This window comes from Allobosea sp. LjRoot9 (assembly GCF_964252745.1).
GTDB lineage: Bacteria > Pseudomonadota > Alphaproteobacteria > Rhizobiales > Beijerinckiaceae > Allobosea.
Genome location: NZ_CAXUPC020000001.1, coordinates 198,215 through 219,311 on the forward strand (window position 1 = coordinate 198,215; position 21,097 = coordinate 219,311).

21 protein-coding genes are annotated in these 21,097 nt (G+C 64.9%); 7 read left to right on the forward strand and 14 right to left on the reverse strand.

Going from position 1 to position 21,097, the window contains the following annotated elements; genetic code table 11:
* Positions 1-2: 2 nt before the first annotated feature.
* The 6 genes from ACSQ3P_RS00940 to ACSQ3P_RS00965 all read right to left on the reverse strand — a co-directional run bounded on the left by ACSQ3P_RS00940 (position 3) and on the right by ACSQ3P_RS00965 (position 6,526).
* Positions 3-1,532 (reverse strand): acyl-CoA carboxylase subunit beta, encoded by a 1,530-nt coding sequence (locus tag ACSQ3P_RS00940; RefSeq protein WP_436163832.1) that lies wholly within the window; start codon positions 1,530-1,532, stop codon positions 3-5.
* A 729-nt stretch (positions 1,533-2,261) separates the two neighbouring features.
* A complete protein-coding gene (locus tag ACSQ3P_RS00945) occupies positions 2,262-3,050 on the reverse strand; it encodes an ATP12 family chaperone protein (protein WP_436163833.1) in 789 nt (262 codons plus the stop codon).
* Between the two features lie 115 nt (positions 3,051-3,165).
* On the reverse strand, positions 3,166-4,626 hold the full coding sequence (locus ACSQ3P_RS00950) for a methyl-accepting chemotaxis protein (protein ID WP_436163834.1): 1,461 nt from the start codon (positions 4,624-4,626) through the stop codon (positions 3,166-3,168).
* Positions 4,623-4,937, reverse strand: a complete 315-nt coding sequence (locus tag ACSQ3P_RS00955) for a hypothetical protein (RefSeq protein WP_436163835.1) — start codon at positions 4,935-4,937, stop codon at positions 4,623-4,625. The genes ACSQ3P_RS00950 and ACSQ3P_RS00955 overlap by 4 nt, the downstream gene beginning before the upstream one ends.
* Before the next feature lie 182 nt (positions 4,938-5,119).
* Positions 5,120-5,485, reverse strand: a complete 366-nt coding sequence (locus ACSQ3P_RS00960; RefSeq protein WP_436163836.1) for a VOC family protein — start codon at positions 5,483-5,485, stop codon at positions 5,120-5,122.
* Between the two features lie 36 nt (positions 5,486-5,521).
* A complete protein-coding gene (locus tag ACSQ3P_RS00965) occupies positions 5,522-6,526 on the reverse strand; it encodes a P1 family peptidase (protein ID WP_436163837.1) in 1,005 nt (334 codons plus the stop codon).
* A gap of 262 nt (positions 6,527-6,788) precedes the next feature.
* On the opposite strand from ACSQ3P_RS00965, the gene ACSQ3P_RS00970 reads away from it, so the two are divergent.
* A complete protein-coding gene (locus ACSQ3P_RS00970; RefSeq protein WP_436163838.1) occupies positions 6,789-7,421 on the forward strand; it encodes a Spy/CpxP family protein refolding chaperone in 633 nt (210 codons plus the stop codon).
* A gap of 68 nt (positions 7,422-7,489) precedes the next feature.
* Here the strand turns inward: ACSQ3P_RS00970 and ACSQ3P_RS00975 are convergent, their stop codons facing one another.
* Entirely contained in the window at positions 7,490-7,729 is a 240-nt protein-coding gene (locus ACSQ3P_RS00975; RefSeq protein WP_436163839.1) for a hypothetical protein, read from the reverse strand.
* A 190-nt stretch (positions 7,730-7,919) separates the two neighbouring features.
* On the opposite strand from ACSQ3P_RS00975, the gene ACSQ3P_RS00980 reads away from it, so the two are divergent.
* The 4 genes from ACSQ3P_RS00980 to ACSQ3P_RS00995 all read left to right on the forward strand — a co-directional run bounded on the left by ACSQ3P_RS00980 (position 7,920) and on the right by ACSQ3P_RS00995 (position 9,058).
* Positions 7,920-8,072, forward strand: coding sequence for a hypothetical protein (locus tag ACSQ3P_RS00980; RefSeq protein WP_436163840.1), 153 nt, complete (start codon positions 7,920-7,922; stop codon positions 8,070-8,072).
* A 37-nt stretch (positions 8,073-8,109) separates the two neighbouring features.
* Positions 8,110-8,235, forward strand: coding sequence for a hypothetical protein (locus ACSQ3P_RS00985; RefSeq protein WP_436163841.1), 126 nt, complete (start codon positions 8,110-8,112; stop codon positions 8,233-8,235).
* A 150-nt stretch (positions 8,236-8,385) separates the two neighbouring features.
* Complete coding sequence (locus tag ACSQ3P_RS00990) at positions 8,386-8,586, forward strand: hypothetical protein (protein ID WP_436163842.1); 201 nt, start codon at positions 8,386-8,388, stop codon at positions 8,584-8,586.
* A gap of 160 nt (positions 8,587-8,746) precedes the next feature.
* A complete protein-coding gene (locus ACSQ3P_RS00995) occupies positions 8,747-9,058 on the forward strand; it encodes a hypothetical protein (protein WP_436163843.1) in 312 nt (103 codons plus the stop codon).
* Between the two features lie 845 nt (positions 9,059-9,903).
* On the opposite strand, the gene ACSQ3P_RS01000 is transcribed toward ACSQ3P_RS00995, so the two are convergent.
* The 4 genes from ACSQ3P_RS01000 to murI form a co-directional block, all read right to left on the reverse strand.
* The gene (locus ACSQ3P_RS01000) at positions 9,904-10,593 is read right to left on the reverse strand and encodes a hypothetical protein (RefSeq protein ID WP_436163844.1); all 690 of its coding nucleotides are present in this window, start codon (positions 10,591-10,593) and stop codon (positions 9,904-9,906) included.
* Positions 10,594-10,891: 298 nt separating this feature from the next.
* Positions 10,892-11,509: a 30S ribosomal protein S4 gene (rpsD, locus tag ACSQ3P_RS01005; RefSeq protein WP_069692312.1), complete on the reverse strand. Its 618-nt coding sequence runs from the start codon at positions 11,507-11,509 to the stop codon at positions 10,892-10,894.
* A gap of 201 nt (positions 11,510-11,710) precedes the next feature.
* Positions 11,711-11,944 (reverse strand): hypothetical protein, encoded by a 234-nt coding sequence (locus tag ACSQ3P_RS01010; protein ID WP_069692311.1) that lies wholly within the window; start codon positions 11,942-11,944, stop codon positions 11,711-11,713.
* 106 nt (positions 11,945-12,050) lie between these two features.
* The gene (murI, locus tag ACSQ3P_RS01015; protein WP_436163845.1) at positions 12,051-12,920 is read right to left on the reverse strand and encodes a glutamate racemase; all 870 of its coding nucleotides are present in this window, start codon (positions 12,918-12,920) and stop codon (positions 12,051-12,053) included.
* A gap of 300 nt (positions 12,921-13,220) precedes the next feature.
* Here murI and ACSQ3P_RS01020 point away from each other — a divergent pair, with 300 nt between their 5' ends.
* Positions 13,221-14,147 (forward strand): bifunctional helix-turn-helix transcriptional regulator/GNAT family N-acetyltransferase, encoded by a 927-nt coding sequence (locus ACSQ3P_RS01020; protein ID WP_436163846.1) that lies wholly within the window; start codon positions 13,221-13,223, stop codon positions 14,145-14,147.
* Between the two features lie 18 nt (positions 14,148-14,165).
* Here ACSQ3P_RS01020 and ACSQ3P_RS01025 read toward each other — a convergent pair whose 3' ends face one another.
* Positions 14,166-15,482, reverse strand: a complete 1,317-nt coding sequence (locus ACSQ3P_RS01025; protein WP_436163847.1) for a flavin monoamine oxidase family protein — start codon at positions 15,480-15,482, stop codon at positions 14,166-14,168.
* A 487-nt stretch (positions 15,483-15,969) separates the two neighbouring features.
* Here ACSQ3P_RS01025 and ACSQ3P_RS01030 point away from each other — a divergent pair, with 487 nt between their 5' ends.
* The gene (locus ACSQ3P_RS01030) at positions 15,970-18,114 is read left to right on the forward strand and encodes a TonB-dependent hemoglobin/transferrin/lactoferrin family receptor (RefSeq protein ID WP_436163848.1); all 2,145 of its coding nucleotides are present in this window, start codon (positions 15,970-15,972) and stop codon (positions 18,112-18,114) included.
* A gap of 72 nt (positions 18,115-18,186) precedes the next feature.
* On the opposite strand, the gene ACSQ3P_RS01035 is transcribed toward ACSQ3P_RS01030, so the two are convergent.
* Together ACSQ3P_RS01035 and ACSQ3P_RS01040 are read right to left on the reverse strand one after the other, a co-directional pair.
* Positions 18,187-18,996 (reverse strand): RNA methyltransferase, encoded by an 810-nt coding sequence (locus ACSQ3P_RS01035; protein ID WP_436163849.1) that lies wholly within the window; start codon positions 18,994-18,996, stop codon positions 18,187-18,189.
* 127 nt (positions 18,997-19,123) lie between these two features.
* A complete protein-coding gene (locus ACSQ3P_RS01040) occupies positions 19,124-20,995 on the reverse strand; it encodes a methyl-accepting chemotaxis protein (RefSeq protein WP_436163850.1) in 1,872 nt (623 codons plus the stop codon).
* Between the last annotated feature and the right edge of the window lie 102 nt (positions 20,996-21,097).

Below are 21,097 nucleotides of genomic sequence, written 5' to 3' on the forward strand. Positions count from 1 at the left end.
CCTTACAGCGGAATATTGTCGTGTTTACGCCAGGGCCGCTCGACGCTCTTGGTGCGCAGCATGGCGAGTGCGCGGGCGATACGGCGGCGCGTTCCATGCGGCAGGATGACCTCGTCGATATAGCCGCGCTCGGCCGCCACGAAGGGCGACATGAAGCGGTCTTCATATTCCTTGGTCTGGCGCGCGATCGTCTCGGCATCGCCGCCACGGAAGATGATCTCGACCGCACCCTTGGCGCCCATCACCGCGATCTGCGCGGTTGGCCAGGCATAGTTCACATCGGCGCCGATATGCTTTGACGCCATCACGTCATAGGCGCCGCCAAAGGCCTTGCGGGTGATCACCGTGACCAGCGGCACGGTGCATTCGCTATAAGCGTAGAGCAGCTTTGCGCCATGCTTGATCAGCCCGCCATATTCCTGCGCCGTGCCCGGCAGGAAGCCCGGCACGTCGACCAGCGTCACGATCGGGATCTCGAAGGCGTCGCAATAGCGCACGAAGCGCGCGGCCTTCCTTGAGGCGTCGGAATCGAGCACGCCGGCCAGCACCATGGGCTGGTTGGCGACGACGCCGACGGTGCGGCCCTCGATGCGGCCGAAGCCGGTGACGATGTTGCCGGCGTAGGCCGCCTGGATCTCGAAGAAATCGCCCTCGTCGAGCGTCTTCAGGATCAGTTCCTTGATGTCGTAGGGTTTGTTCGGGTTGTCCGGCACCAGCGTGTCCAAGCTCATATCGACACGGTCCGGCACGTCGAAAGAGGGCCATTCCGGCACGCCAACGGTGTTGTTGGCGGGCAGGAAGTCGATCAGCCGGCGCACCTGCAACAACGCCTCGACATCGTTCTCGAAGGAGCCGTCGGCGACCGAGGACTTCGTGGTGTGGACTTTCGCGCCGCCGAGCTCCTCGGAGGTCACGGTCTCGTTGGTGACGGTCTTCACCACCTCCGGACCAGTGACGAACATGTAGCTGGTATCGCGGACCATGAAGATGAAGTCGGTCATCGCCGGCGAATAGACGTCACCGCCGGCGCAGGGGCCCATGATCACCGAGATCTGCGGGATGACGCCCGAGGCCGCGACATTGCGCTTGAAGACCTCGCCATAGCCGCCGAGCGCTGCCACGCCCTCCTGGATGCGGGCGCCACCCGCGTCGAACAGGCCGACGATGGGCGCGCGCATCTTCAGCGCCATGTCCTGGATCTTCGTGATCTTCTGGGCGTGGGTCTCGGAGAGCGAGCCGCCGAAGACGGTGAAATCCTTGGAGAAGACGAAGACGGTGCGGCCATTGACCGTGCCCCAGCCGGTGACGACGCCGTCGCCGGGGATCTTCTCGCCCTTCTCCATGCCGAAATCGACGCAGCGATGCTGCACGAACATGTCGAACTCCTCAAAGGAGTCGCGGTCGAGCAGGAGTTCGATGCGCTCGCGGGCGGTCAGCTTGCCACGCTTGTGCTGCGCTTCGATCCGGCGCTCGCCGCCGCCCTTGCGGGCGCCGTCGCGACGGTCTTCAAGCTGTTCGAGAATGTCTTTCATGGAGCCCCCGCGAGCCGAGCCAATTTCCTATCCGGCTTAAGGGCGGAAGGCCGGGCTGTCCATCGGGCGCTCCTGCCGTTTTGGTGCAAGGCCGGGTGCGACCGGGCGCTCGGCGCGCTATAGCGCCTCGTCGGGTCGGCGTGCCGCTCTCAGCCGCACGCAAGCCGTGTTCTCAATCGGCCTCGATGCGCGCAACGCTCATGCAATGAAAAATGCGATGGAGATTGGACGCACATCTGCGTTGCGGGCGACGCTTATCGAAGGCTATCGGGTGAGGCGCTCATGTGCTGTGAGTCTATTCTGGAGGGGGATCGTGAGACGTTGCCGCTATGCCTTGATGCTGTCTGTTGGCGTGATCGCTAATTTCTCTATTGTGCAGGCGCATGCTGAAGAGTTTCCTCTGTATAACATGGATAAATACTGCAGAGATGCCTCCGGGGGAGATTTTGCTAAAGATATGAAGTGCGGGGAAAAGGAATCGGGCGCCTATTCGACGCTGCAGAAGATATGGGCGTCGACCCCGGAAAAGCGCAAGATCGATTGTCATAACGTTGCTTATGACGCCAAGACGGGAAAGGGGTCCTATGCGCTCCACCTTCAGTGCATAGAAAATAGAAAAGGGAAGACAGTAGGCGGCCAATTTGGGCGTCTGTCTGGACTATGCCCTATCACTGCCAGGCCGCGTGATGGCGGGGCGCCTGGTTGGAGCGTGCCGATTCAATCAGGCTCTCAGCCTTGCAGCAGCAACAGCGCCGCCGCGTCGAATTCCTGGCGGCGGATGACGCGGCGTTCGGCTGCGTCCTCGTCCTGGCCCCAGATCGCGATCTGGTAGTCCTCGTCGAGATGGGCAGCGCTCCAGATCGCATCGGGATCGAGTTGTCCGTCGGCGAGCGCCAGCATCAAGATGGTCGAGCCGGTCAGCGTCATGACGTTGTGCGCGCCGGCGAGCGCGAGCGGCGCCGGGATCACGGCGATGCGGGCGGCAACGGCCTCCAGCGTGCCGGCGGGCTGGGCAGCGAACATCACGCCCTCGGCCAGCACGAAGCGGGCCCCGATCGCGGCCTCGACCCCGGCGATGATCGGATTCCAGATCGCGTCCTGGCGCTCGACCAGCGTGTCGGGCTCGGCCGCACGGTAGCAGAGCGCGTCGCTGCCGGCATAGCGCACGATCTCGGCACGCACGGCCTTGTGCTGATCGGCGACGCCGTCGAGCGCCGAATTGACCAATCGCGTCAGCGGCATGCGGGCGGGGTCGATCTTCTCCAACTGCGCCTGCCATTCGGCGGCCAGCGCTTCGGCGGCGGGGCGGGAGGTTACCGCCAGCGGGTTGCGTGCCGGGGTGCGCGCAGTCTTGCCGTCGAGCGCGACATGGAACAGCCCGTCGCGCTCCAGCACAGCCGCCGCTTCGTAGAAGCGGCGGGGCAGGGCGTTGCGCATCGCGGTCTGCGCGGCGGCGACGGGATCGGGCTGGCTTGCGCCGGGCGCGCCGAAACGTGCAAGGAAGGCATCTGTCGACATGACAGCCCCATAGAGCAGGATGCGAAAAAGTGGAAACCGGTTTTTCGCATCCTGCTCTCACTCTTAGATGAGAGCGCATTTCCTGGGCTGCGAAAATCGCTCTTCCCGTCGTTTCTCAAGCCTCGCGGATGCGATTGAGGAACTGCGCGACCTCGAGGTCGAGATCGGCCGATTGCCTGTCCAGCCTGTCGGCCGATTTGGCGACGAAGGCGGCAGCGTCGCCGGTCTCGGTTGCAATGCGACTGACGATCTCGATATTGCCGGACGCCGACACGGTTTCCTTGGCCGCGACCTGGATGTTGCTGGCGATCCCGGCGGTCGCGGTGCTCTGCTGTTCCACCACGGTCGCGACGGCAGCAGAGACCTCGTTCAGCGAGCCGATCGTCGCGTTCATGGCGTCGATGGCGCGGATGGCGTCCTCGCTCGAGCTGCGGATCGCTTCGATCTGTCCCTGGATCTCTTCTGTCGCCCGCGAGGTCTGGTTCGCGAGCGTCTTGATCTCCTGTGCGACGACCGTGAAACCACCGCCGGACCGACCGAAGCGAGCGGCTTCGATCGCGGCGTTGAGCGCGAGCAGATTGGTATGCTCCGCGATCGTCGAAATCATCCCAACGATGTTGCCGACATCCTCCGCTTTGGCCGAGAGATGGTTGACCGTGGCGAGCACGGTCTTGGCCGTGGAGGTCGTTGCGCCGACGATGCGGGTGGTCTCGCCGACCTGCTTGTCGATTTCGCCGAAGGAGGACGCGAGCTCGGCGGTGGCGTTGGTGATGGCGACGACATTGGACGAGGTGTGGTGCGAGGACAGGAAGGCGGCCCCCGCCCGCTCCGCCACCTCGGAGGCACCGGCCTGCATCTGCTGTGAAGCCGTGCGCAAGGTCCTGACCGAGGCGATCACGTCCTTGGCGATGCCGGCGATCTTGTGCTCGAAATCCTCGGCGACCGCATAGAGCATCGTCTTGCGCTCCTGGGCGGCCTTCTGGGTCGTGGCGGCGGCCTCATGGCGGGCATCCTCGGCTGCGCGCCTGGCTGTGGTCGCCTCCTGCTTTTCCGTCTCCGAGGTCTCCAGGGCGGCCCTGAGAGAGGATACCGTCCAGCTCAGTGCCAGCGCCTGGACGATGACGATGACGGCGTGCAGCAGGACGCGGTCGAAACTATTGCCGTTGGGAAAGACGCCGAGCGGATAGACGACGCTCAGCACGGCATGATGCGCCGCGACCGCAAGCGAGGCGGGGACGAAAATCCGCCAGTCGAGCCAGCCCGCGAGCACCGCCAATATGGCGAAGAAATACATGTGCATGTCGGACTGATAGGGATGCCCCGAGAAGGTGTAGACCAGCAGCATGACCTGGCCGAGCGACGTGATCGAGCTGACCTGCCGGGTTATCCAGCTGGTGCCGCAGGCCCACCAGACCAGGGTCGTGAACGCCGCGAGCGCGATGCCGGCAAACACGATCTGATCGGGATTGTTGGCTCGTCCCAGCCGGCTCGCAAGCGCCAGCAGTACCGCGTTGCTCCAGAGCACGGCGATGATCACATAGGCGAAACGCGCCCTGAAGCGCTCGACATCCATCATGTCCGGGCCTGCCAGGACCCGCCGGCGCACAGGCGCGCCAGTTCGCCGTCGATCACCAGCCAGGCGCCGGATTGGTAGAGCTGGGCGGCGTAGTCGGGGCGATCACTGAGGCTGATGATGAGGGCAGGCGTGGCGCCGAACTGAAGCAGGCTACCGCCGGCCTGGGCGACGGCGCCCGCGACCTGCGCGGCCGATGTGCCCGCTCGGAAATAGGCCGCGACCGGGCGGCCCGGCACGGGCCAGGCGGCGATGAGAAAGGCTCCGATCGCGATGAGGAGGCTGAAGACGGCGCCGAAGGCGATCTCACGCATACCACAGCCTTTCCCAACGGTTGCATGCCGCTGGCGTGAGGCGATCCCCCAAACAGCGAAACTGCAACCGCTGATTGAATTGTGTGGTTCGCTGACTTTCTAAGACGTAAATCCGCCGCGCGTATATGGAAATAAATACAGTCTCCTGGGTGCGCGCGAGGCTGATCGCGGCGCGCCGTCGGTCAAGCGCGCTGGAAAAGCTCGATCACGTTGCCGGACGGGTCCTCGCACAGGATCTGGCGGCCGCCTGGACCTTCGACGATGGCATTGCGGAACGGTACGCCTCGGGCGCGCAGTCCTTCGACCAGGGCTGGCAGATCGGTAACTTCCAGGACGAAGCGGTTCCAGCCGCCAGGCTCGGGCTTGCGGCCATCCGGCATCGGCCTGGCGGCGGATGCAAGCGGACCGGCGAGCCATAAGGTCAGCCCCTCGCTCTCCAGGATCGCCATGGCCGGACCGAACTGCTGCTTCAGCACGAAAGACAGCTTGTCCCTGTAGAACGCGACGGCTTCGTCGACGTCGTTCACGAAGTATCTGACGCTGGCCATCGGCATCTCCTCAAGGTTGCAGGCGTGCAGTTTGGGCTATCGGCTCCCGAACAGGTCGCGCCAGGCTGGTTTCGTGCCCGGAAAGGGCAGGGCGGTCGCGGCATGGACGCCGCGCGCGACGGCGCGCGCCAGCACGTCGGCGGCTGTGGCGCAAAGCTCGGTCAGCGCAAAGGCGTCGGACGGGGCGCCGGCATGGCCGGTGGCCGCGGCGAAGACGATGTCGCCGTCGAGCGCGCCATGGGCTGGCCTCAGGGCGCGGGCAAGGCCGTCATGGGCTGCGAGCGCCAGCCGCTTGGCCTGGGCCTTGGTCAAAGTGGCGTCGGTCGCGACCAGCGCGATCGTGGTGTTCTGGCCGGGGCCACCCTTGAACCGGATCGCGCTGTCGGCGGGCGTGATCGCGGCGGGCCAGCCGCGCCCGCCGAATTCATCACCCTGCTCATAGGGCGCCGCCCAGAAATGCGGCCCCTTGCCGATCGTCGCCGTACCGACCGCATTGACGGCAACCAGCGCCCCGACGATCTGCCCCGTCGCTGCCCGCGCGCTGGCGGACCCGAGGCCGCCCTTGAGATTGACGGTGCTGGCACCATAGCCCGCGCCGGCCGTGCCGAGCGCGAAATCGCCTGCCGCGGCATCGAGCGCGCTGCGTCCGAGCCCGCGATAGGGCGGCTCGCTTGCGCCGTCCCCGGCCCAGGACTTCTCGCCGCCATTGAGCAGATCGAACAGGATCGCCTGTGGAACGAGGGGCACGCGCAGGCTGCCGATTTGAAAGCCACGCTGCCTTGCAGCGAGCCCCGCCATCACGCCATCGGCTGCGGCCAGTCCCCAGGCCGAGCCGCCCGAGAGCACGATCGCGTCGATATGCTCGACCGTCATCTCCGGCTCCAGCAGCGCAGTGTCGCGCGTCCCGGGCGCACCGCCGAGCACGGCGATCGAGGCTATGCTGGGGCGCTCGAACAGGGCGACCGTGACGCCGGTCGCAGCCTGAGGGTTCTGCGCGTTGCCGACGAGGACGCCGCGAACATCGGTGATGAGATTGCGCATCAAGGGCAGACTTCAGGCTATATTGTTGTTTTAATAGGTTTTCTTCACGCGAGCTGGTGACCAATTCGCTTGAAAACGCTCTCGTCGAAGAACGGGACTTCCGTACCGAGCCTGCCCACATTACGATCTTTTCATGCTTGCGCCATCGCCGGGTCACGCCCGCGGCCTCACCTTGCGACCATCGTGAACCGGCTTCGAGACCCGCTCAGCGACCCGATATTCGTTTCGTGCCGATATTCGTTTCGAGCCATGGGAGATCAAGATGAAACGCATAGCCCTGATCGCAGCTTCGGCCGCCGCCGCCATTACGGCCTCGCTTGCGCTGGCCCAGCCGCAGCCGTTGCCGCCTGCCGGTGGTTCCGAGCGCGATCGTCCGCAGCAGGAGCGCAGCGATTCGCGTGACGACCGGCGCGGCGAATTCCGCGAGCAGCGTGCCGAGCGCATGCAGGCACGCCTGACCGAGCGCCTGACCAAGCTGCGCACCGACATGAAGCTCAAGCCCGAGCAGGTGCCGCTGTTCGATGCCGTCGAGAACGTCATCAAGAAGGGTGCCGAGAAGCGCCGCGAGGGCTGGGCCGCGATGCGCGAGCAGCGCGAGACCTTCCGTCACGCCGATATCATGGAGCGGCTCGACATGATGTCCGGCCGCCAGGCCGAGCGCGCCGCGCGGACCAAGGAACTCGCCGATGTTGTCCGCCCGCTCTGGACGACGCTCAGTGACGAGCAGAAGACGGTGGCCCGCCGCGCCGTGCGTGAAGCGATGGCCGAGGGGCGCGGCATGATGCAGCGCATGCGCGAGCGCTTCGAGGAGCGCCGCGGTGTTGGCCGTGACCGCGATGACGACGACCGTGGCCCGCGTCGCTGGCACGAGGACGGCCGCGACCGCCGCGGCTGAGCAGGTTCCAGCCCGCACATAAGGGCGGCTCTCAGGAGCCGCCCTTTTTCATGTGTTCAGCGTGCCCGTCAGCCGCCAGCGGCGTCTGAGACGCATTTCTTGGTGAAGCTGGCCTTGGCCGCGCCGGCGAGCTTCTTGTCTGCCGCCTGCTTGTCGCAAGCCGCGCCGGCATCCTTCTCGCATTTCGTCAGGAAGCTGGTCTTGGCGGCGCCGTTGAGCTTCTTGTCGCTGGCCTGGACCGCGCAGCTTTGCGCCTGGGCGAGGCTGGAGAGACAGGTCAAGGCGAGGGCGGCGAGCAGCGTCTTCATCATGGTCATCCTTTCCCGAATCAGGGCCGGCAAGGCCTGGAAAATTATGCGGCACTGTCAGCCGAGGGGAAGGCGAACATTGCTGACAACAGGTAAAATCGGCGGGCCGGCGATTCACCATACTTATTTAAGTTGAGTTCATCGCTTCGCATTTACGTTTCGGCAGTAAATCCACTGCGAGGAGGTGACCATGAGGGCGACATGGTTGACATGGGGGATGCGGGGCTTCATCGGCTCGGTCTTCGTTCTGTGCCTCTTGGGGCCCTATGCGATCTCGATCCTGATCGGCTGCCTCGGCCTCGGCTGCTACTGCTTTCGCGACGAGGCCGGCTCGCATCTGTGAGCCCGCCTGAACACCTTGCGGTCTCGGACTTGGGGCGGTGCGTGGTGTTGCGCTCCCCGAAGCGGTCCAGACGATCCTGTTCGACGACATCCTGTTCTGGAACGAGAACCCGGTCGGGCATCCCGCCTGTGCCGGCATCGACCCGGCGCTTCCGCCGCGATAGGCTGGATCGCCGGCGCTACTACATGGGCGTTCGAGCCTGCCCTATTGGATCGCCGCGCGATAGAAGGTTGTGCGTGAACTGGCACGTCTTTGACGGTTCGTTCAGGGGTAGAGGGCATGCTCATCATCCAAGGGAGCTTGGAGCGTCACAATGAAGCGGCTGCTAAGCCTCGTGCTGATCGCCTTGATGACCGTTGCTTTTGTCTTCCAGATGCGCCGCCTCTTGGCGCATGCTCCCGAGGGCGGCAGCCCTCTATCGTGGGTATTGGCCTTCGCCGTCATATTTGGTCTGATTGCTTTGACTGTAACGCTGCTACGCTTCGCCGGGCGGACCAGAGGCTCCTCGCGATAGGCAATTGGCGACGAGGACCGCACACACTCCTCCGGTTAGATCGTTACCGGCATTCCTCCGCAACGCCCTGTACGCTTCCGACCTGTAGCGGCCAGAGGCCCTTCAGGAGTCCTACAAGGTGCAGTAGGTTGTGGCCTGCGTCGGCTGTTAGGGAAACACCGTGTTCGATTGGATGAAGAAAGCTGTCTCCAAGTCGCCGTTGTTAAGCGCCGCGTTGGGTGATGTCTTAGTCGAGACACAGCGGGTGCAGGGACAGACCGCTGAGGGCCATATGCAATGGCGCGTCAAACGGGGGCTAGACGGTCGCCTCTATGTCGGCGCCAAAATCAAGGCGGATGCCTCTGCAGGATTTGAGGGGCAACCCAACAACTTCATCAACTTCGACCTTCACGCAGCGGAGAAGCTGAGGGCAGAGCTTGATAGCTGCATCGAAGAGCTAAGAAGGCTCAGTGCTGCTCACCAAACCGTCTGACCCCTCTTCAGGCCCCGGCGGGCTTCCGTGATGATCCCCCACGTGAAACGCGAGGGGCCACGGGGAAATTTGGGAAGCGGCCGGAGAGAGGTGGGTTTTCTGATTTTTCTGACAAAACCAAGCGCGTTCTGGCTACTTCTCCCGAAAGAGCCGTTTCACTGCTGTGCTCAGTCCAGCAGACAAGGCCTGGGCGAGGCCTACGGCTGAGCTAACAATGATGATCCCGCCGGGAACCGATATGAACAGCAAGATCGAGTGTTCAGGGGCAACGTGCCAGCCCATGTATGTCCCAATAAATACAGGGAAGTTTGTTTTCGTTATTGCCTTGGTGAGGCCGAGTAGCTCTGGAGGGGATCTTTCTATCACGAACTATTGGCGAAGTACGTCGTCCACAGCGTCCGAGTTCTTGATCGATCGATCCGCTAAAAAAGCAAACCTATCCTCGTCTTCATCGGCCAAGAACGCATCGATACATGCCCGCAACGTCTGTTCATCGAACCCGTCTCGGCCGAGAGGTAGCTCGTGAAGAGCCTTCAGATTTGAGAACGACATCAGGTTTGTCGTGTCGCCGGGACACCAAGCAATCCGATACCCGGATCGACCTTCTCACCACGACCACGGAAGCGACGGGAGCGATCGCCCGATCTGATTTGTGCGTCGTCGTAGTACATCGACGTCGTGATAATTCGCATAGCTCGCCCCCGCCGCCCGCCATCTGGCAGCTAACCTAGGCGGGCTTATCGCTAACTTGAAAGAGCCGCTCGCCGGCTTGATCGGGCGGCTTCGCCTATATCGTGCGGCGATGGAGCAATGGCATGGTGAACCCTTTCGCTCGTCCAAACATGTCAGTGTCGCACTCCTTCCGCCCCCTTCATCTCTACCTCAAACGCCACCAACTGCCCGAATAGCGGCACTTTCCGGAAATCCTCATCGAACCCGCGGCCGGAATGCCTCGTCTGCTTTCGGCTTTCGAAAACCCCCAGCCATGTCAGGGGGCGCAGGACGCGTGACATCATGGCGAACGCGGGGAGGTCGGGCCTCGCCACCTTGTCGAGCGTGTCCATGATCGTGCAGGACTCCATCAGGCTCTCCGCGCTCGACCAGTCATGCGCCGTCACCGACAGGCTCCAGAGGATCACGCCCATGTGGTGCTGCGGCCAGAACTCGATGGGATTCCTGTCGAAGTCCTGAAGGTTCACCTTCCAGAACACCGCCTCGAACAGTTCAGCCAGCAGGGCAGGGGCCGCTTCCGGGGCCAGCAGGGCCTTCCCCGCCTTGGTCGCCTTCAGGACTCCTAGACGCTTCCGCAGGAGCCCCGCAGCTTGCAGCACGATCCTTGTGAAGAGGACCCCGTAGGCGTCGTGCTCGTTGATGACCTTGTTGACCGCGAGCGTGGTGGCCTTGTCGTATCCCGGCCATTCCGTTTGGTCGAAGACATGCCAGACATCGACGCGCTTCAGGGCTCCGGCAGGCGTGAGCACGAGCCCGCCTTTCTCCACGGCAAGCGCCAGCAGGAGGCGTGCCGCGATGACCATGGGGACCTGAAGGGCGGCCTCGACAGGGATGTTATAGGGCGTGAGGCGGATAGCCTGCGGGACCCTGCCGGGCGGCTCCAGGAGCGCCTTGAGCGAGTCGGGCTGGAGGTGCGTCCAAGCGGGAGGAATAGAGGTCACGTCGGGGAGCGTAGGCGGGCCGGAGCGAAGGCTCAACAGCCGGACCGAAGAAGCGCCCGCAAAAACCGTGAGGGGGACAAAATACGGAAAGGGCGGCTCTTGCGAGCCGCCCTTTCGTGAATCCCGCCAGGCGCTTGCGGCCCGGCTCTGCGAAACTGAATCAGCGCGAGTAGAACTCGATGACCAGGTTCGGTTCCATCTGCACCGCATAGGGCACGTCCGTCAGGGTCGGCGTGCGGGTGTAGGTGGCGGTCGACTTGTTGTGGTCGGCATCGATGTAGTCAGGCACGTCGCGCTCGGCCAGGGCAGCGGCCTCGATCACGATGGCGAGCTGGCGCGAGCTCTCCTTGACCGCGATCACGTCACCCGGCTTGACCTGGTAGGACGCGATGTTGACGCGCTTGCCGTTGACCGTGACATGGCCGTGATTGACGAACTGGCGGGCGGCGAAGACCGTCGCCACGAACTTGGCGCGGTAGATCACGGCGTCCAGGCGGCGCTCGAGCAGGCCGATCAGGTTCTCGCCCGAATCGCCCTTGAGACGGATCGCCTCGGCGTAGTAGCGGCGGAACTGCTTCTCGGAGATCGAGCCGTAATAGCCCTTGAGCTTCTGCTTGGCGCGCAGCTGCGTGCCGAAATCGGAAGGCTTGCCCTTGCGGCGCTGGCCGTGCTGGCCGGGGCCGTATTCGCGGCGGTTGACCGGGGACTTCGGGCGGCCCCAGATGTTCTGACCGAGACGGCGGTCAATCTTGTACTTCGCCTCGTGGCGCTTGGTCATGTTTCGCGTGTCCTCTAGGTTCGCGAGTGAGGACCGCGCCCTCCTGCTCCCCATCTCCGGGGCGACAGATCCGGCTCCTGAGAGCGGATCACGGGTGCGGAAAAAGCCACGCGGGCCCTGATGGACCCGCGCGACGGGAGCCCTATAGGCTCAAGGCCGGTGCGAAGTCAAATCCGTACCGGTCGACGGTGTCCCGACATCTCACCAGTAATAGCCGCGCCAATGGCCGTAACGGTGGTGGCGATGGTGCTTGTACCAGCCGTAATGATGGCCGCGATGCCAGCCATAATGCCGGCGGGGGCCATGACGGTGCCCGTAATGGTGGCCATGGCTCTTGTGCCAGCCATGCGGCTTGGCCTGAGCCTCGGAACTCGCGCTGACTCCGATGAGGGCGAAGCCAAACGCCAGCGCGATGATCAGAAGAAGTTTTTTCATGTCCTTTCCTCCTTCGCGGCGCTGCGGAAGCGGCGTCAGGAAAACGCGACGACGTCAGGAAAACGCTTGGCGCTTCAACCGGTTCCGCCGCGACGTTGGAGCGCTCTCAGTTCGCGAGCGGAATCGCCTCGATGGTGATCTGCGTCAGCCCGTAGCCGGCCAAGGCGATGCGCAGCGGGCCGCTGATGCCGGCGCCGCTGGTGAAGATCGCCGGCGCTTCACCGGCAGCCTCCGCGAGCAGGGGCATGGCCGGCCCGAGGAGCTGAGTGACGCGCCGGGCGACCGCCGGGGCCGGGTCGATCCAGTTCACCGGCCAGGGAGCGAGCCGCCGCATCCGCTCGATCAGCAAGGGGTAATGGGTGCAGGACAGCGTGACCACGTCGGTGCGGGCGCCGTCGCTGGCGACGAAGCAGGGCGCGATCTCGGCCAGGACCGCTGCGTCGTCGATGGCCTCGCCCTTGAGTGCCGCTTCGGCGAGGCCGGCAAGTCGTGTCGAGCCGACCAGCGTGACGTGGCAGGCCCCGGCATAGGTTGCGATCAGGTCACGGGTGTAGTCGCGGGCGACCGTACCGGGCGTCGCCAGCACGGAGATCAGGCGGCTGCGTGTCAGCTCAGCCGCCGGCTTGATCGCAGGAACCGTGCCGACGAAGGGAATGCTGAAACGCGCCCGCAAGGCGGGCAGAACCAAGGTCGAGGCGGTGTTGCAGGCGATGACGACAAGATCGGGATGGCAGCGCTCGACGAGCCGCTCCATCACGCTCAACACGCGCCCGACCAGGGTTGCCTCGTCAAGCCGGCCATAGGGAAAGCCGGCATCGTCGGCGGCATAGACGATGCGGGCATCGGGACGCGCGCGCGTCATCTCGGCCAGGACGGTGAGCCCTCCCAGACCGGAATCGAAAACCAGGATGGTGGGTTGGCGCAGTGGCATCGCTGCCGTGCCATAGGCCGTTCCGGCCAAAAGATCGACCTGCATGACGCGACGCTTATCGTAAAAAAGAGTGCTGGCTTGCCGAGGGAGAACTGGGCCACGATTGCGCCAGAGGCGGGTTGCGAAAGGGTTAAGGGGCGCTTTCGGAACTGTCTCGGATTTGGTCGTTTCGGGCTGGAGATCTGGTCAGGCTGCCGCGTGCGGAGATTGGCGACAAGACCGTGGCCGAGCTGCTGGTGCCGCGATCGAGGGTCCGCTACCCCTGTTCCGGTATGTGACAGATTTCGACAATTAGTTGACTCCGTCCATTATTCTTGTTGATCCTTCCCCAGGGGAGGATGACCCATGCAATGCGCGAACCTGGCCGCGATCGCGGCGATCCGCCGTTTCAACCGCTTTCATACCCGCTGGGTCGGCGCGCTTGGAGGCAGCCTGCACGGCTCGGGCTTCGCGCTGACCGAGGGGCGCGTGCTCTACGAACTGGCGCAGCGCGACGACTGGCTCGCCAGCGAGCTGGCGCGTGGGCTCGGGCTCGATCCCGCCTATCTCTCGCGCATCCTCCAGCGGTTTGCCGCCTCGGGCTGGCTGGCGCGCGAACGTTCGCGCGAGGATGGGCGGGCGCTGCGCCTGCGGCTGACGGAGAAGGGGCATGAGGCATTCCAGCCCCTCGATGCGGCCTCTCGTGATCAGGCGGCGGCGATCGTGACCCGGCTTTCGCCGGCCGAGCAGGCCAGGCTGATCGATGCGCTCGACCAGTCCGAGGCCCTGCTCGCTGGAACCCGACCTGCGCCGGGGTGCTCGCTCATCCGCCAGCACCGGCCGGGCGATATTGGCTGGGTGATCTTGGCTCATGGCCGGCTCTATGCCGAGGAGTATGGCTGGGATGCCAGCTTCGAGGCGCTGGTGGCCGAGATCGCGGCGAAGTTCCTGCGCGAGTACAAGCCGGAGCGCGAGCGCTGCTTCATCGCCGAATTGGACGGCGCGCCGGTGGGGTCGGCCTTCGTGGTGGAGGAAACGGTGGAGGTCGCCAAGCTACGGCTGGTGCTGGTCGAGAGGCACGCGCGGGGCCTCGGCCTCGGCAAGGCGCTGGTGCGGGAGGCGATCAGCTTCGCCCGCGCCGCCGGCTATGGGCGCATGGTGCTGTGGACCAATGACATCCTGCATGCAGCCCGCGCGATCTATCGCGCGGAGGGGTTCACGCTGGTGGCTGAGGAGAGGCACCGTTCTTTCGGGCAGGATCTGGTCGGGCAGAACTGGGAGCTCGTGCTCTGACCCGTTGCGACGGTACAGCTAGGCCTTGAGCCGCGCGACCGCCGCGGCTGCCACCCGCCCGGCCAGCGTTGCGCCGCCGACCGTCATCGCGCCGCCGCCGGCCGTTGCCTCGCCTGCGATGAAGATGCGCCCGCCGATCGGCTGGGCCAGTGCGTCGCGCGCCGTCTCCTTGCCGGGCAGGCAGACCGAATAGGAGCCGAGCGAGAACGGGTCGGTCCACCAGGCGGGGAAGGAGCAGGCCTTGACCGCCTTGCGGACATCCCCGCCGAGCATCTGCGAGAGCAGATCGGTGACATGGGCCTGTGCCTCGACTGTCCCGGCCTTCGCCAGCTCGCGGGCATGGTCGCCGCCGAAATAGCCGATGACGATGTCCTGATCGTCGGGGAACAGGTCGAAATTCATCAGCGCCTTGGGCGAGCCGGCCTCGAGAAAGCTCATGCCCGGAGTCACGCCGAAGCGTTCGCCTTCGACCTTGAGCGCGATCTTGGTCAATGCGCCCATGCCGATGCCGGAGAGTGCGTCGCGTGTCGTCGCCGGTAATTCGGGCGTGAAGCGGATCGCGCCCGCCTTGAGCACGCCGACGGGCACCGTGACGATGCAGGCATTCGCCCGCAAGCTGCCGGAGGGGCTGGTGACGACGACGCCCGGCCCATCCCAGGCGATCGTGCTGACCGGTTCGTTCAGGCGGATGTCGAGGCCCGCGCCATGGCGCGTGACGAGATTGCCATAGCCTGAGGGCACGACGAGGTCGTCGCCCGCCCAGAGCCGCTGGTAGTCGCGCGCCGAGATGCGCTCCGATTCCTCGCCGATCGAGAGCAGCAGGCCCGAGGAGGCGACCGGGGCCATGTCGGGGCCGAGATCGCCGAGCAGCTCGGCGACCGAAAGGTCGCGCTTGGTCAGATCGACAGTCTCCAGCCTGCGGTCGATCTGCCCGAAGGCGCTGCGGCGCTTCAGCCGGTCGGTCTCCGGCATGGGCTTGCCGTCGGCGAAGACCCGGAAACCGCCGCCCCAGGGTTCGTTCGGCGTCTCGACGCCGAGTTCGCGGGCGATCTGGACCCAGGGGTTGCGCTCGGCCCAGTGGATGAACATCGCACCGGCGTCATAGGCGGGGCCGAGTGAGGTGTCGGTGAAGGCACGGCCGCCGATGCGGTTGCGGGCTTCGAGCAGGATCACCGTGCGGCCCGCCGCCTTCAGGCCATGGGCGGCAGCGATGCCGGCCGCGCCCGCGCCGATGATGACGACATCGACATCGGCGGCCGAGGCATTGCGCCCGGTTCCGGCAAGCGTGGCCGCCATGGCGCTGGCTCCGACCAAGAGGCTCCGGCGATCGAGCATGCGTGGGTTCCCTGATGGCGCCCGCCCATGATGCGCCGGCGCTTGTGCGTTGCAATAGCAAGCTGCCTTGCGGCGGCGTTGTGACGATCACGAGATCGGGAGGAGAGGACTGTGGCGAAACGTTCCCTGGCGGGTTGCCACATTCGAGGCGATCGATCTGGCCTCTCAGTTGTTCGTTAGAATAAATCTATAGTTTAGTCGCGGTTCCGCAAAAGATTGACAGCTACAAATATGGCAAATATCTGATCTTCGTCTTATACCGCTGTATAAGGCCTTGTTTATATTCATTTTAATCTCCGATGGCGCGGCGATGTCGCTGGGCTGCGGTGACAAGGACTGGACTTGGGCGATGGGCGATTATTCCGCTAGACTGCGCGGGGGCGTGGCGCTTGGAAGCTTGATGTTGGCTTTGATGGCTGGGCCGGCTTACGCGCAGCAACAAAGCCGCTCGCAACCGGCGGCCAGCGCGGCCAATCCGGACAGTCCTGTGGTTCTCGACCAGATCAACGTCCAGGGCGAGGGCGTGCCCGGTGGAGCGCTGCTCAACGGGCCGACGACGACCCGCACGACGCGCCAGGAGCTCGACCGCGAGCAGGTCCAGAACCTCTCCGATCTCGCCAACCGCGTCGAAGCCGGGATCAGCTTCAACCGCCAGAACAACTCGCTCAACATCCGTGGCCTCGACGGCGCGCGCGTGCTGACGACGATCGACGGCATCCGCCAACCCTTCCTGATCGACACGCGCATCACTCGCGGCGCCCAGAACGCCTTCGATTTCGATTCGCTCTCGACGCTCGACCTGTTGCGCGGCGGCAGCGGCGCCAGCACGCTGGGCGGCGGTGCGCTCGGCGGCGCGCTCGCCGTGCGCACCCTCGACCCCGAGGATCTGCTGCGCAACGGCCGCTCCTATGGCACGCTCGCCAAGACCGGCTATGACAGCACGGACCGGGCCTGGTTCGGCAGCGGTGCGGTTGCTGCCCGCATGGGCAACACCTCCGTCCTGCTGCAGGGCGGCTTCCGCGACGGCCACGAGATTGACAGCAAGGGCTCGAACAAGAGCATCGGCGCGACGCGTACGGCGCCGAACCCGAGCGACTTCAACCAGTACAATTTCCTCGGCAAGATCTATCAGGAGGTCGGCGACCATCGCTTCGGCCTCACCGCCGAGTTCTTCAAGCGCGCGGATCGCACCCAGGTCCGGAACAACACGGTCTCGCTGACCGGCAATTTCCGTCCGGGCGCCTACGAGACCGGCGAGGACGTCGAGCGCAACCGGGTCTCGCTGACCTATGACTACAAGCGGCCGGGAGGGTTTCTCGACGAAGCCCATGCCACGCTCTACTGGCAGCGGCTGAAGCGCAACGACATCACCAACGCCTGGCGCTACACCAGCATCATTGGGCCTTATGCCCGCAACAACGAGAACGAAGAAAACGCCTACGGCTTCAACGGCCATGTGCTGAAGAGCTTCCAGACCGGTGTCCTGTCGCACCGCGTTACGCTCGGCACCGAGCTGCGCACCAGCTCGCTCGAGCAGTATTCGGCCGGCGTCGACAACTGCCCGGCGCGCCCGGCGTCGGGTGCCTTCACGGGGGCGCTCGCCACCTGCAACAACCTTTTCACCAACCAGGCCGACCAGCCGAAGGTCGACGGAAAGCTCGTCGGCCTCTACGCACATGACGAGATCGGCCTGATCGACAACCGCCTGCGCATCACGCCCGGCGTGCGCTTCGACTGGTACGAGGAAAAGCCGCAGGATACACCGGCCTACACGAATGGCGGCTCGCGTCCGGTCGGTTTGCCGCCGTCATCGAGCGACACGGGCTGGTCGCCGCGCCTCCGGCTCGAATACGACATCCTGAAGAACGCAGCCCTGGTGAAGGACGTCACCGTCTTCGCGCAATGGGCCAAGACCTTCCGGGCGCCGACGGCGGACGAACTCTATGGCCGCTTCGGCGGAACCTCCACCTATCTGCGCACCGGCAATCCGAATCTGCGTCCTGAAGTCGGCAACGGCATCGATGTCGGCTTGCGCTTCGGTGACAAGCAGCTTGGCGGCTCGATCACCTATTTCCACACCAACTACCGCAATTTCATCGAGACCTATCAGGTTCAGGCCGCGGGCGTCGGTGGGCTGTATCCGCAAGGGGGCATCACCAGCTATCAGAATATCAACCGCGCGGAGATCCAGGGGTTCGAAGCGAACGGCCAATATGCCTTCGCGCCGAACTGGCTGGTGCGCGGCTCCTTCGCCTATACCCGCGGCAAGAACAAGGACAACGACACCTTCCTGAACTCGATCCCGCCGGTGCAGGGCATCGTCGCGATCGCCTATGGCACCGATGTCTGGGGGGCCGAGGTTTCGACCAAGCTGGCGGCGGCGCGCGACGACGTCTCGACGGTCTCAGCGGGCACCGGCTTCAAGGCGCCGGGTTATGCGATCTTCAATGCTTCGGCGTGGTGGCGGCCGTTGCCGCAGATCGCGGACCTCGAATTGCAGGTCGGCGTCTACAACATCTTCGACCGCAAGTATTTCGATGCCGTCAATGTCCCGCTCGCGCGCCCCCAGGGCCGTGACTACTACAGCGAGCCCGGCCGCACCGTGAAGGCGACGATGAAGTACCAGTTCTGAGAACGAATCTCTCGGCCGACGCTACGGCGCCGGCTGACACTGTCGAAAGCCGGCCGCTTGCGGCCGGCTTTTTCATTCGCCATGCGGTGGCTTGGGCACGCGCAGCCGCCGCGGCCCTTCGGCCAGCGATTTGAACACACCGCGCAAGGTGCGCGCCTCCTGCTCGGTCAGGCTCAGCCGATGCAGGATGTCGCGCAGATTGGCGGTCATCGCCGGCTTCTTGCCCGGTGGAAAGAAGCCGCAGATGTCGAGCTCGCCCTCGACATAATCGAACATCGACAGGATCGTCTCGCGCGTCGCCGGCGGCGAGGTGTTGCTCTCGCGGAAGGGCGGTTCGCCGCCGGTCGCCTTGAACCATTCATAACCGGCGAGCAGCACGGCCTGCGCCAGGTTGAGCGAGGCGAAGGCCGGGTTGACCGGGAAGGTCAGGATCGCGTCGGCGAAGCTGATCTCTTCATTGGTCAGGCCGATGCGCTCGCGCCCGAACAGGATGCCGACGCGTTCGCCCGCACTGACACGCTCCGTGAGCGGTGGCATCGCCTCGGCCGGCGTGACCACGCGCTTCATCTGGCCGCGCTCGCGGGCGGTGGTGGCGAGGACATGGTTGAGATCGGCGATGGCCGAGGCGGTGTCTGGAAAGAGCCTGGCGTTCTCCAGGATATGGGTCGCGCCAGAGGCTGCGGAGGTTGCGCCCTTCTTCAGGCCGCCGCCCGTCGGCCAACCGTCGCGCGGCGCGACGAGGCGCATCTCCGACAGGCCGAAATTCGCCATGGCGCGGGCGCACATGCCGATGTTCTCGGCCATCTGCGGTTCGACCAGGATGATGACCGGGGCCGGCGCCGTGGTCGGCGGGCGCGTGCGGTCTGTGCCGGATCCAGTCATGAAATGGGCTCGCTCTCGGATAGAGAGCGAGCCCTTAACGGATGGAGCAGCTTCGGCAAGCAATCTCTGAGAAGCGATCTCTGCTTTTGAGCAAACGATCCCTGCCGGAAGGCCTGCCGGCTTGAGATCAGGCGGCGTAGCGGCGCTGTGGCTGCACTGCGGGAGCTTGCTGGCCGGCTGAGTTGCTATGGGTCCGGAAGGTCGCGACCAGGCCATTGAGGCGCTGGATCTGGCTCAGCAGCGATGTGGCCGAGGCCGCGCTTTCCTCGGCGAGTGCCGCGTTCTGCTGGGTCATCTCATCCATATGCGCCACGGTCTGGCTCATCTCGTCGATGCCGTTGGCCTGCTCGGCCGAAGCCGCCGAGATGTCGGTCACGGTCGCGGAGACCTTGCGCGAGGCTTCGACGATCTGGTTGAGCGCCTCGCCGGCGGAGCGCACCAGCGCCACGCCCTGCTCGACCTCGCGGCCGGATTCGCCGATCAGCGCGGTGATGTCCTTGGCGGCGTCGCCGGAGCGCTGCGCCAGCGTGCGGACTTCGGAGGCGACAACGGCAAAGCCCTTGCCGGCGTCGCCGGCACGGGCGGCCTCGACCGCGGCGTTGAGCGCCAGCAGATTGGTCTGGAAGGCGATCTCGTCGATGACCGAGGTGATGTCCGAAATCTTCTTCGAGGCGAGTTCGATCCGAGCCATCGCATCGACCGCGTTGGTGACAATGGCGCCGCCCTTCTCCGCGACCGACATGGCCTGTTCGGCCAGCGCGACCGCCTGCCTGGAGGCTGTAGCCGAGGCCTTCACCGAGGCTGCGAGTTCCTCCGTGGTGGCCGCGGTCTCTTCAAGCGAGGAGGCCTGCTCCTCGGTGCGCTTCGACAGGTCGTCAGCGCCCATATTGATCTCGCGAGCCGAGTTTCCGACATCGGTGGAAGTGGCCTGGATCGTCGAGACCGTCTCGCTGAGGCGGGAGACGGCCGTGTTGAAGTCGTCGCGGAGCTTCTCATAGGCGGCTGCGACATCGCTATCGATCCGGCAGGTCAGGTCGCCCTTGGACAGCATGTCGAGACCGCCGGCGAGCAGATCCATGACCTCGCGCTGTTCCGTGGCGAGGCGTTCCTGCTCGCGGGCATTGGCGGCGCGGTCGCGCTCGGTCTGCTGGCGCTGTGTCTCGGAGGCGGTGCGGGACTGCGCGGTCTCCTCTTCCAGCCGCCGCATTTCGAGGCCGTTCTGCTTGAAGACGAGCACGGTCTTGGCCATGGCGCCGACTTCGTCCTTGCGGGCGTCGCCCTCGACAGCCGTGTCGAAATTGCCGGCGGCGAGCTCGCTCATCGCAAGCTTCAGGCGGTCCAGCGGGCGCGTGATGGTGCGCGACGACATCAGGATGGCGCCGACGAGCCCGAGCAGGAGCCCTGCGACGCTGGCTGCGAGCGTGATGGCGGCGGTGTGCTCGGTCGTCGCGGTCAATGCATTGGATCTGGCATCGAGATCCTTGATCAGCGCCGCGTTGAAGGCGACGATGTCGCTGATGAGCCCACGAAGCTTGCCGTCCAGCGTGCCCATCACCGCCAGCGCCTTGGTATTCTCATCCTGCTCTCCGAGCTGGATGGCCTGATCGACGGAGGCCTTCAAGCCGCGCACCTGCGTGGCGAAGCCCTCGAAACGCTCCTTCATGTCGGGCAAAATCGTAGCTGCCTCGGCGAGATAAGCGAGGGTGTCCTTGTAGGAGGCCTCGCCTTGGGCCTTGGCCTCGGCGATCCCGGGCGCACCGGCAGGGTAGGCGATGATCTTGTAGGTTTGCGCGATCAGGTCGTTTGCTGTCCGCGAGGCGCGTGCGCTCGCCAGGATTGCCTTGGGGCGGGTGTCCAGCATGGTGGAGTAGTCGGTATCGACTTGCTTCATCTGCTGGCCCGCATAGAGGCAGGCGCCCAGCCCGATCAGGCCCATCAGGATGATGGCGCTGACGAATTTCGTACCGATCTTGATATTGTTCAGGTTGATCATAGCCATCTCGAGCTGCTGCTGCTGGCCGGGATGGTTAGCGAACGCGGTTAAGGATCAATGAAATCAACGGTTTCTGGCCGGTAAATCACCCATTTCTACACGTATTGA

What these genes read in the sequence shown, in the direction of transcription:
- ACSQ3P_RS00940 (WP_436163832.1), bottom strand. Translation starts at nt 1,532, where the DNA reads ATGAAAGACATTCTCGAACAGCTTGAAGACCGTCGCGACGGCGCCCGC.
- ACSQ3P_RS00945 (WP_436163833.1), bottom strand. Translation starts at nt 3,050, where the DNA reads ATGTCGACAGATGCCTTCCTTGCACGTTTCGGCGCGCCCGGCGCAAGC.
- ACSQ3P_RS00950 (WP_436163834.1), bottom strand. Translation starts at nt 4,626, where the DNA reads ATGATGGATGTCGAGCGCTTCAGGGCGCGTTTCGCCTATGTGATCATC.
- ACSQ3P_RS00955 (WP_436163835.1), bottom strand. Translation starts at nt 4,937, where the DNA reads ATGCGTGAGATCGCCTTCGGCGCCGTCTTCAGCCTCCTCATCGCGATC.
- ACSQ3P_RS00960 (WP_436163836.1), bottom strand. Translation starts at nt 5,485, where the DNA reads ATGGCCAGCGTCAGATACTTCGTGAACGACGTCGACGAAGCCGTCGCG.
- ACSQ3P_RS00965 (WP_436163837.1), bottom strand. Translation starts at nt 6,526, where the DNA reads ATGCGCAATCTCATCACCGATGTTCGCGGCGTCCTCGTCGGCAACGCG.
- ACSQ3P_RS00970 (WP_436163838.1), top strand. Translation starts at nt 6,789, where the DNA reads ATGAAACGCATAGCCCTGATCGCAGCTTCGGCCGCCGCCGCCATTACG.
- ACSQ3P_RS00975 (WP_436163839.1), bottom strand. Translation starts at nt 7,729, where the DNA reads ATGAAGACGCTGCTCGCCGCCCTCGCCTTGACCTGTCTCTCCAGCCTC.
- ACSQ3P_RS00980 (WP_436163840.1), top strand. Translation starts at nt 7,920, where the DNA reads ATGAGGGCGACATGGTTGACATGGGGGATGCGGGGCTTCATCGGCTCG.
- ACSQ3P_RS00990 (WP_436163842.1), top strand. Translation starts at nt 8,386, where the DNA reads ATGAAGCGGCTGCTAAGCCTCGTGCTGATCGCCTTGATGACCGTTGCT.
- ACSQ3P_RS01000 (WP_436163844.1), bottom strand. Translation starts at nt 10,593, where the DNA reads ATGGTCATCGCGGCACGCCTCCTGCTGGCGCTTGCCGTGGAGAAAGGC.
- rpsD (WP_069692312.1), bottom strand. Translation starts at nt 11,509, where the DNA reads ATGACCAAGCGCCACGAGGCGAAGTACAAGATTGACCGCCGTCTCGGT.
- ACSQ3P_RS01010 (WP_069692311.1), bottom strand. Translation starts at nt 11,944, where the DNA reads ATGAAAAAACTTCTTCTGATCATCGCGCTGGCGTTTGGCTTCGCCCTC.
- murI (WP_436163845.1), bottom strand. Translation starts at nt 12,920, where the DNA reads ATGCAGGTCGATCTTTTGGCCGGAACGGCCTATGGCACGGCAGCGATG.
- ACSQ3P_RS01020 (WP_436163846.1), top strand. Translation starts at nt 13,221, where the DNA reads ATGCAATGCGCGAACCTGGCCGCGATCGCGGCGATCCGCCGTTTCAAC.
- ACSQ3P_RS01025 (WP_436163847.1), bottom strand. Translation starts at nt 15,482, where the DNA reads ATGCTCGATCGCCGGAGCCTCTTGGTCGGAGCCAGCGCCATGGCGGCC.
- ACSQ3P_RS01035 (WP_436163849.1), bottom strand. Translation starts at nt 18,996, where the DNA reads ATGACTGGATCCGGCACAGACCGCACGCGCCCGCCGACCACGGCGCCG.
- ACSQ3P_RS01040 (WP_436163850.1), bottom strand. Translation starts at nt 20,995, where the DNA reads ATGGCTATGATCAACCTGAACAATATCAAGATCGGTACGAAATTCGTC.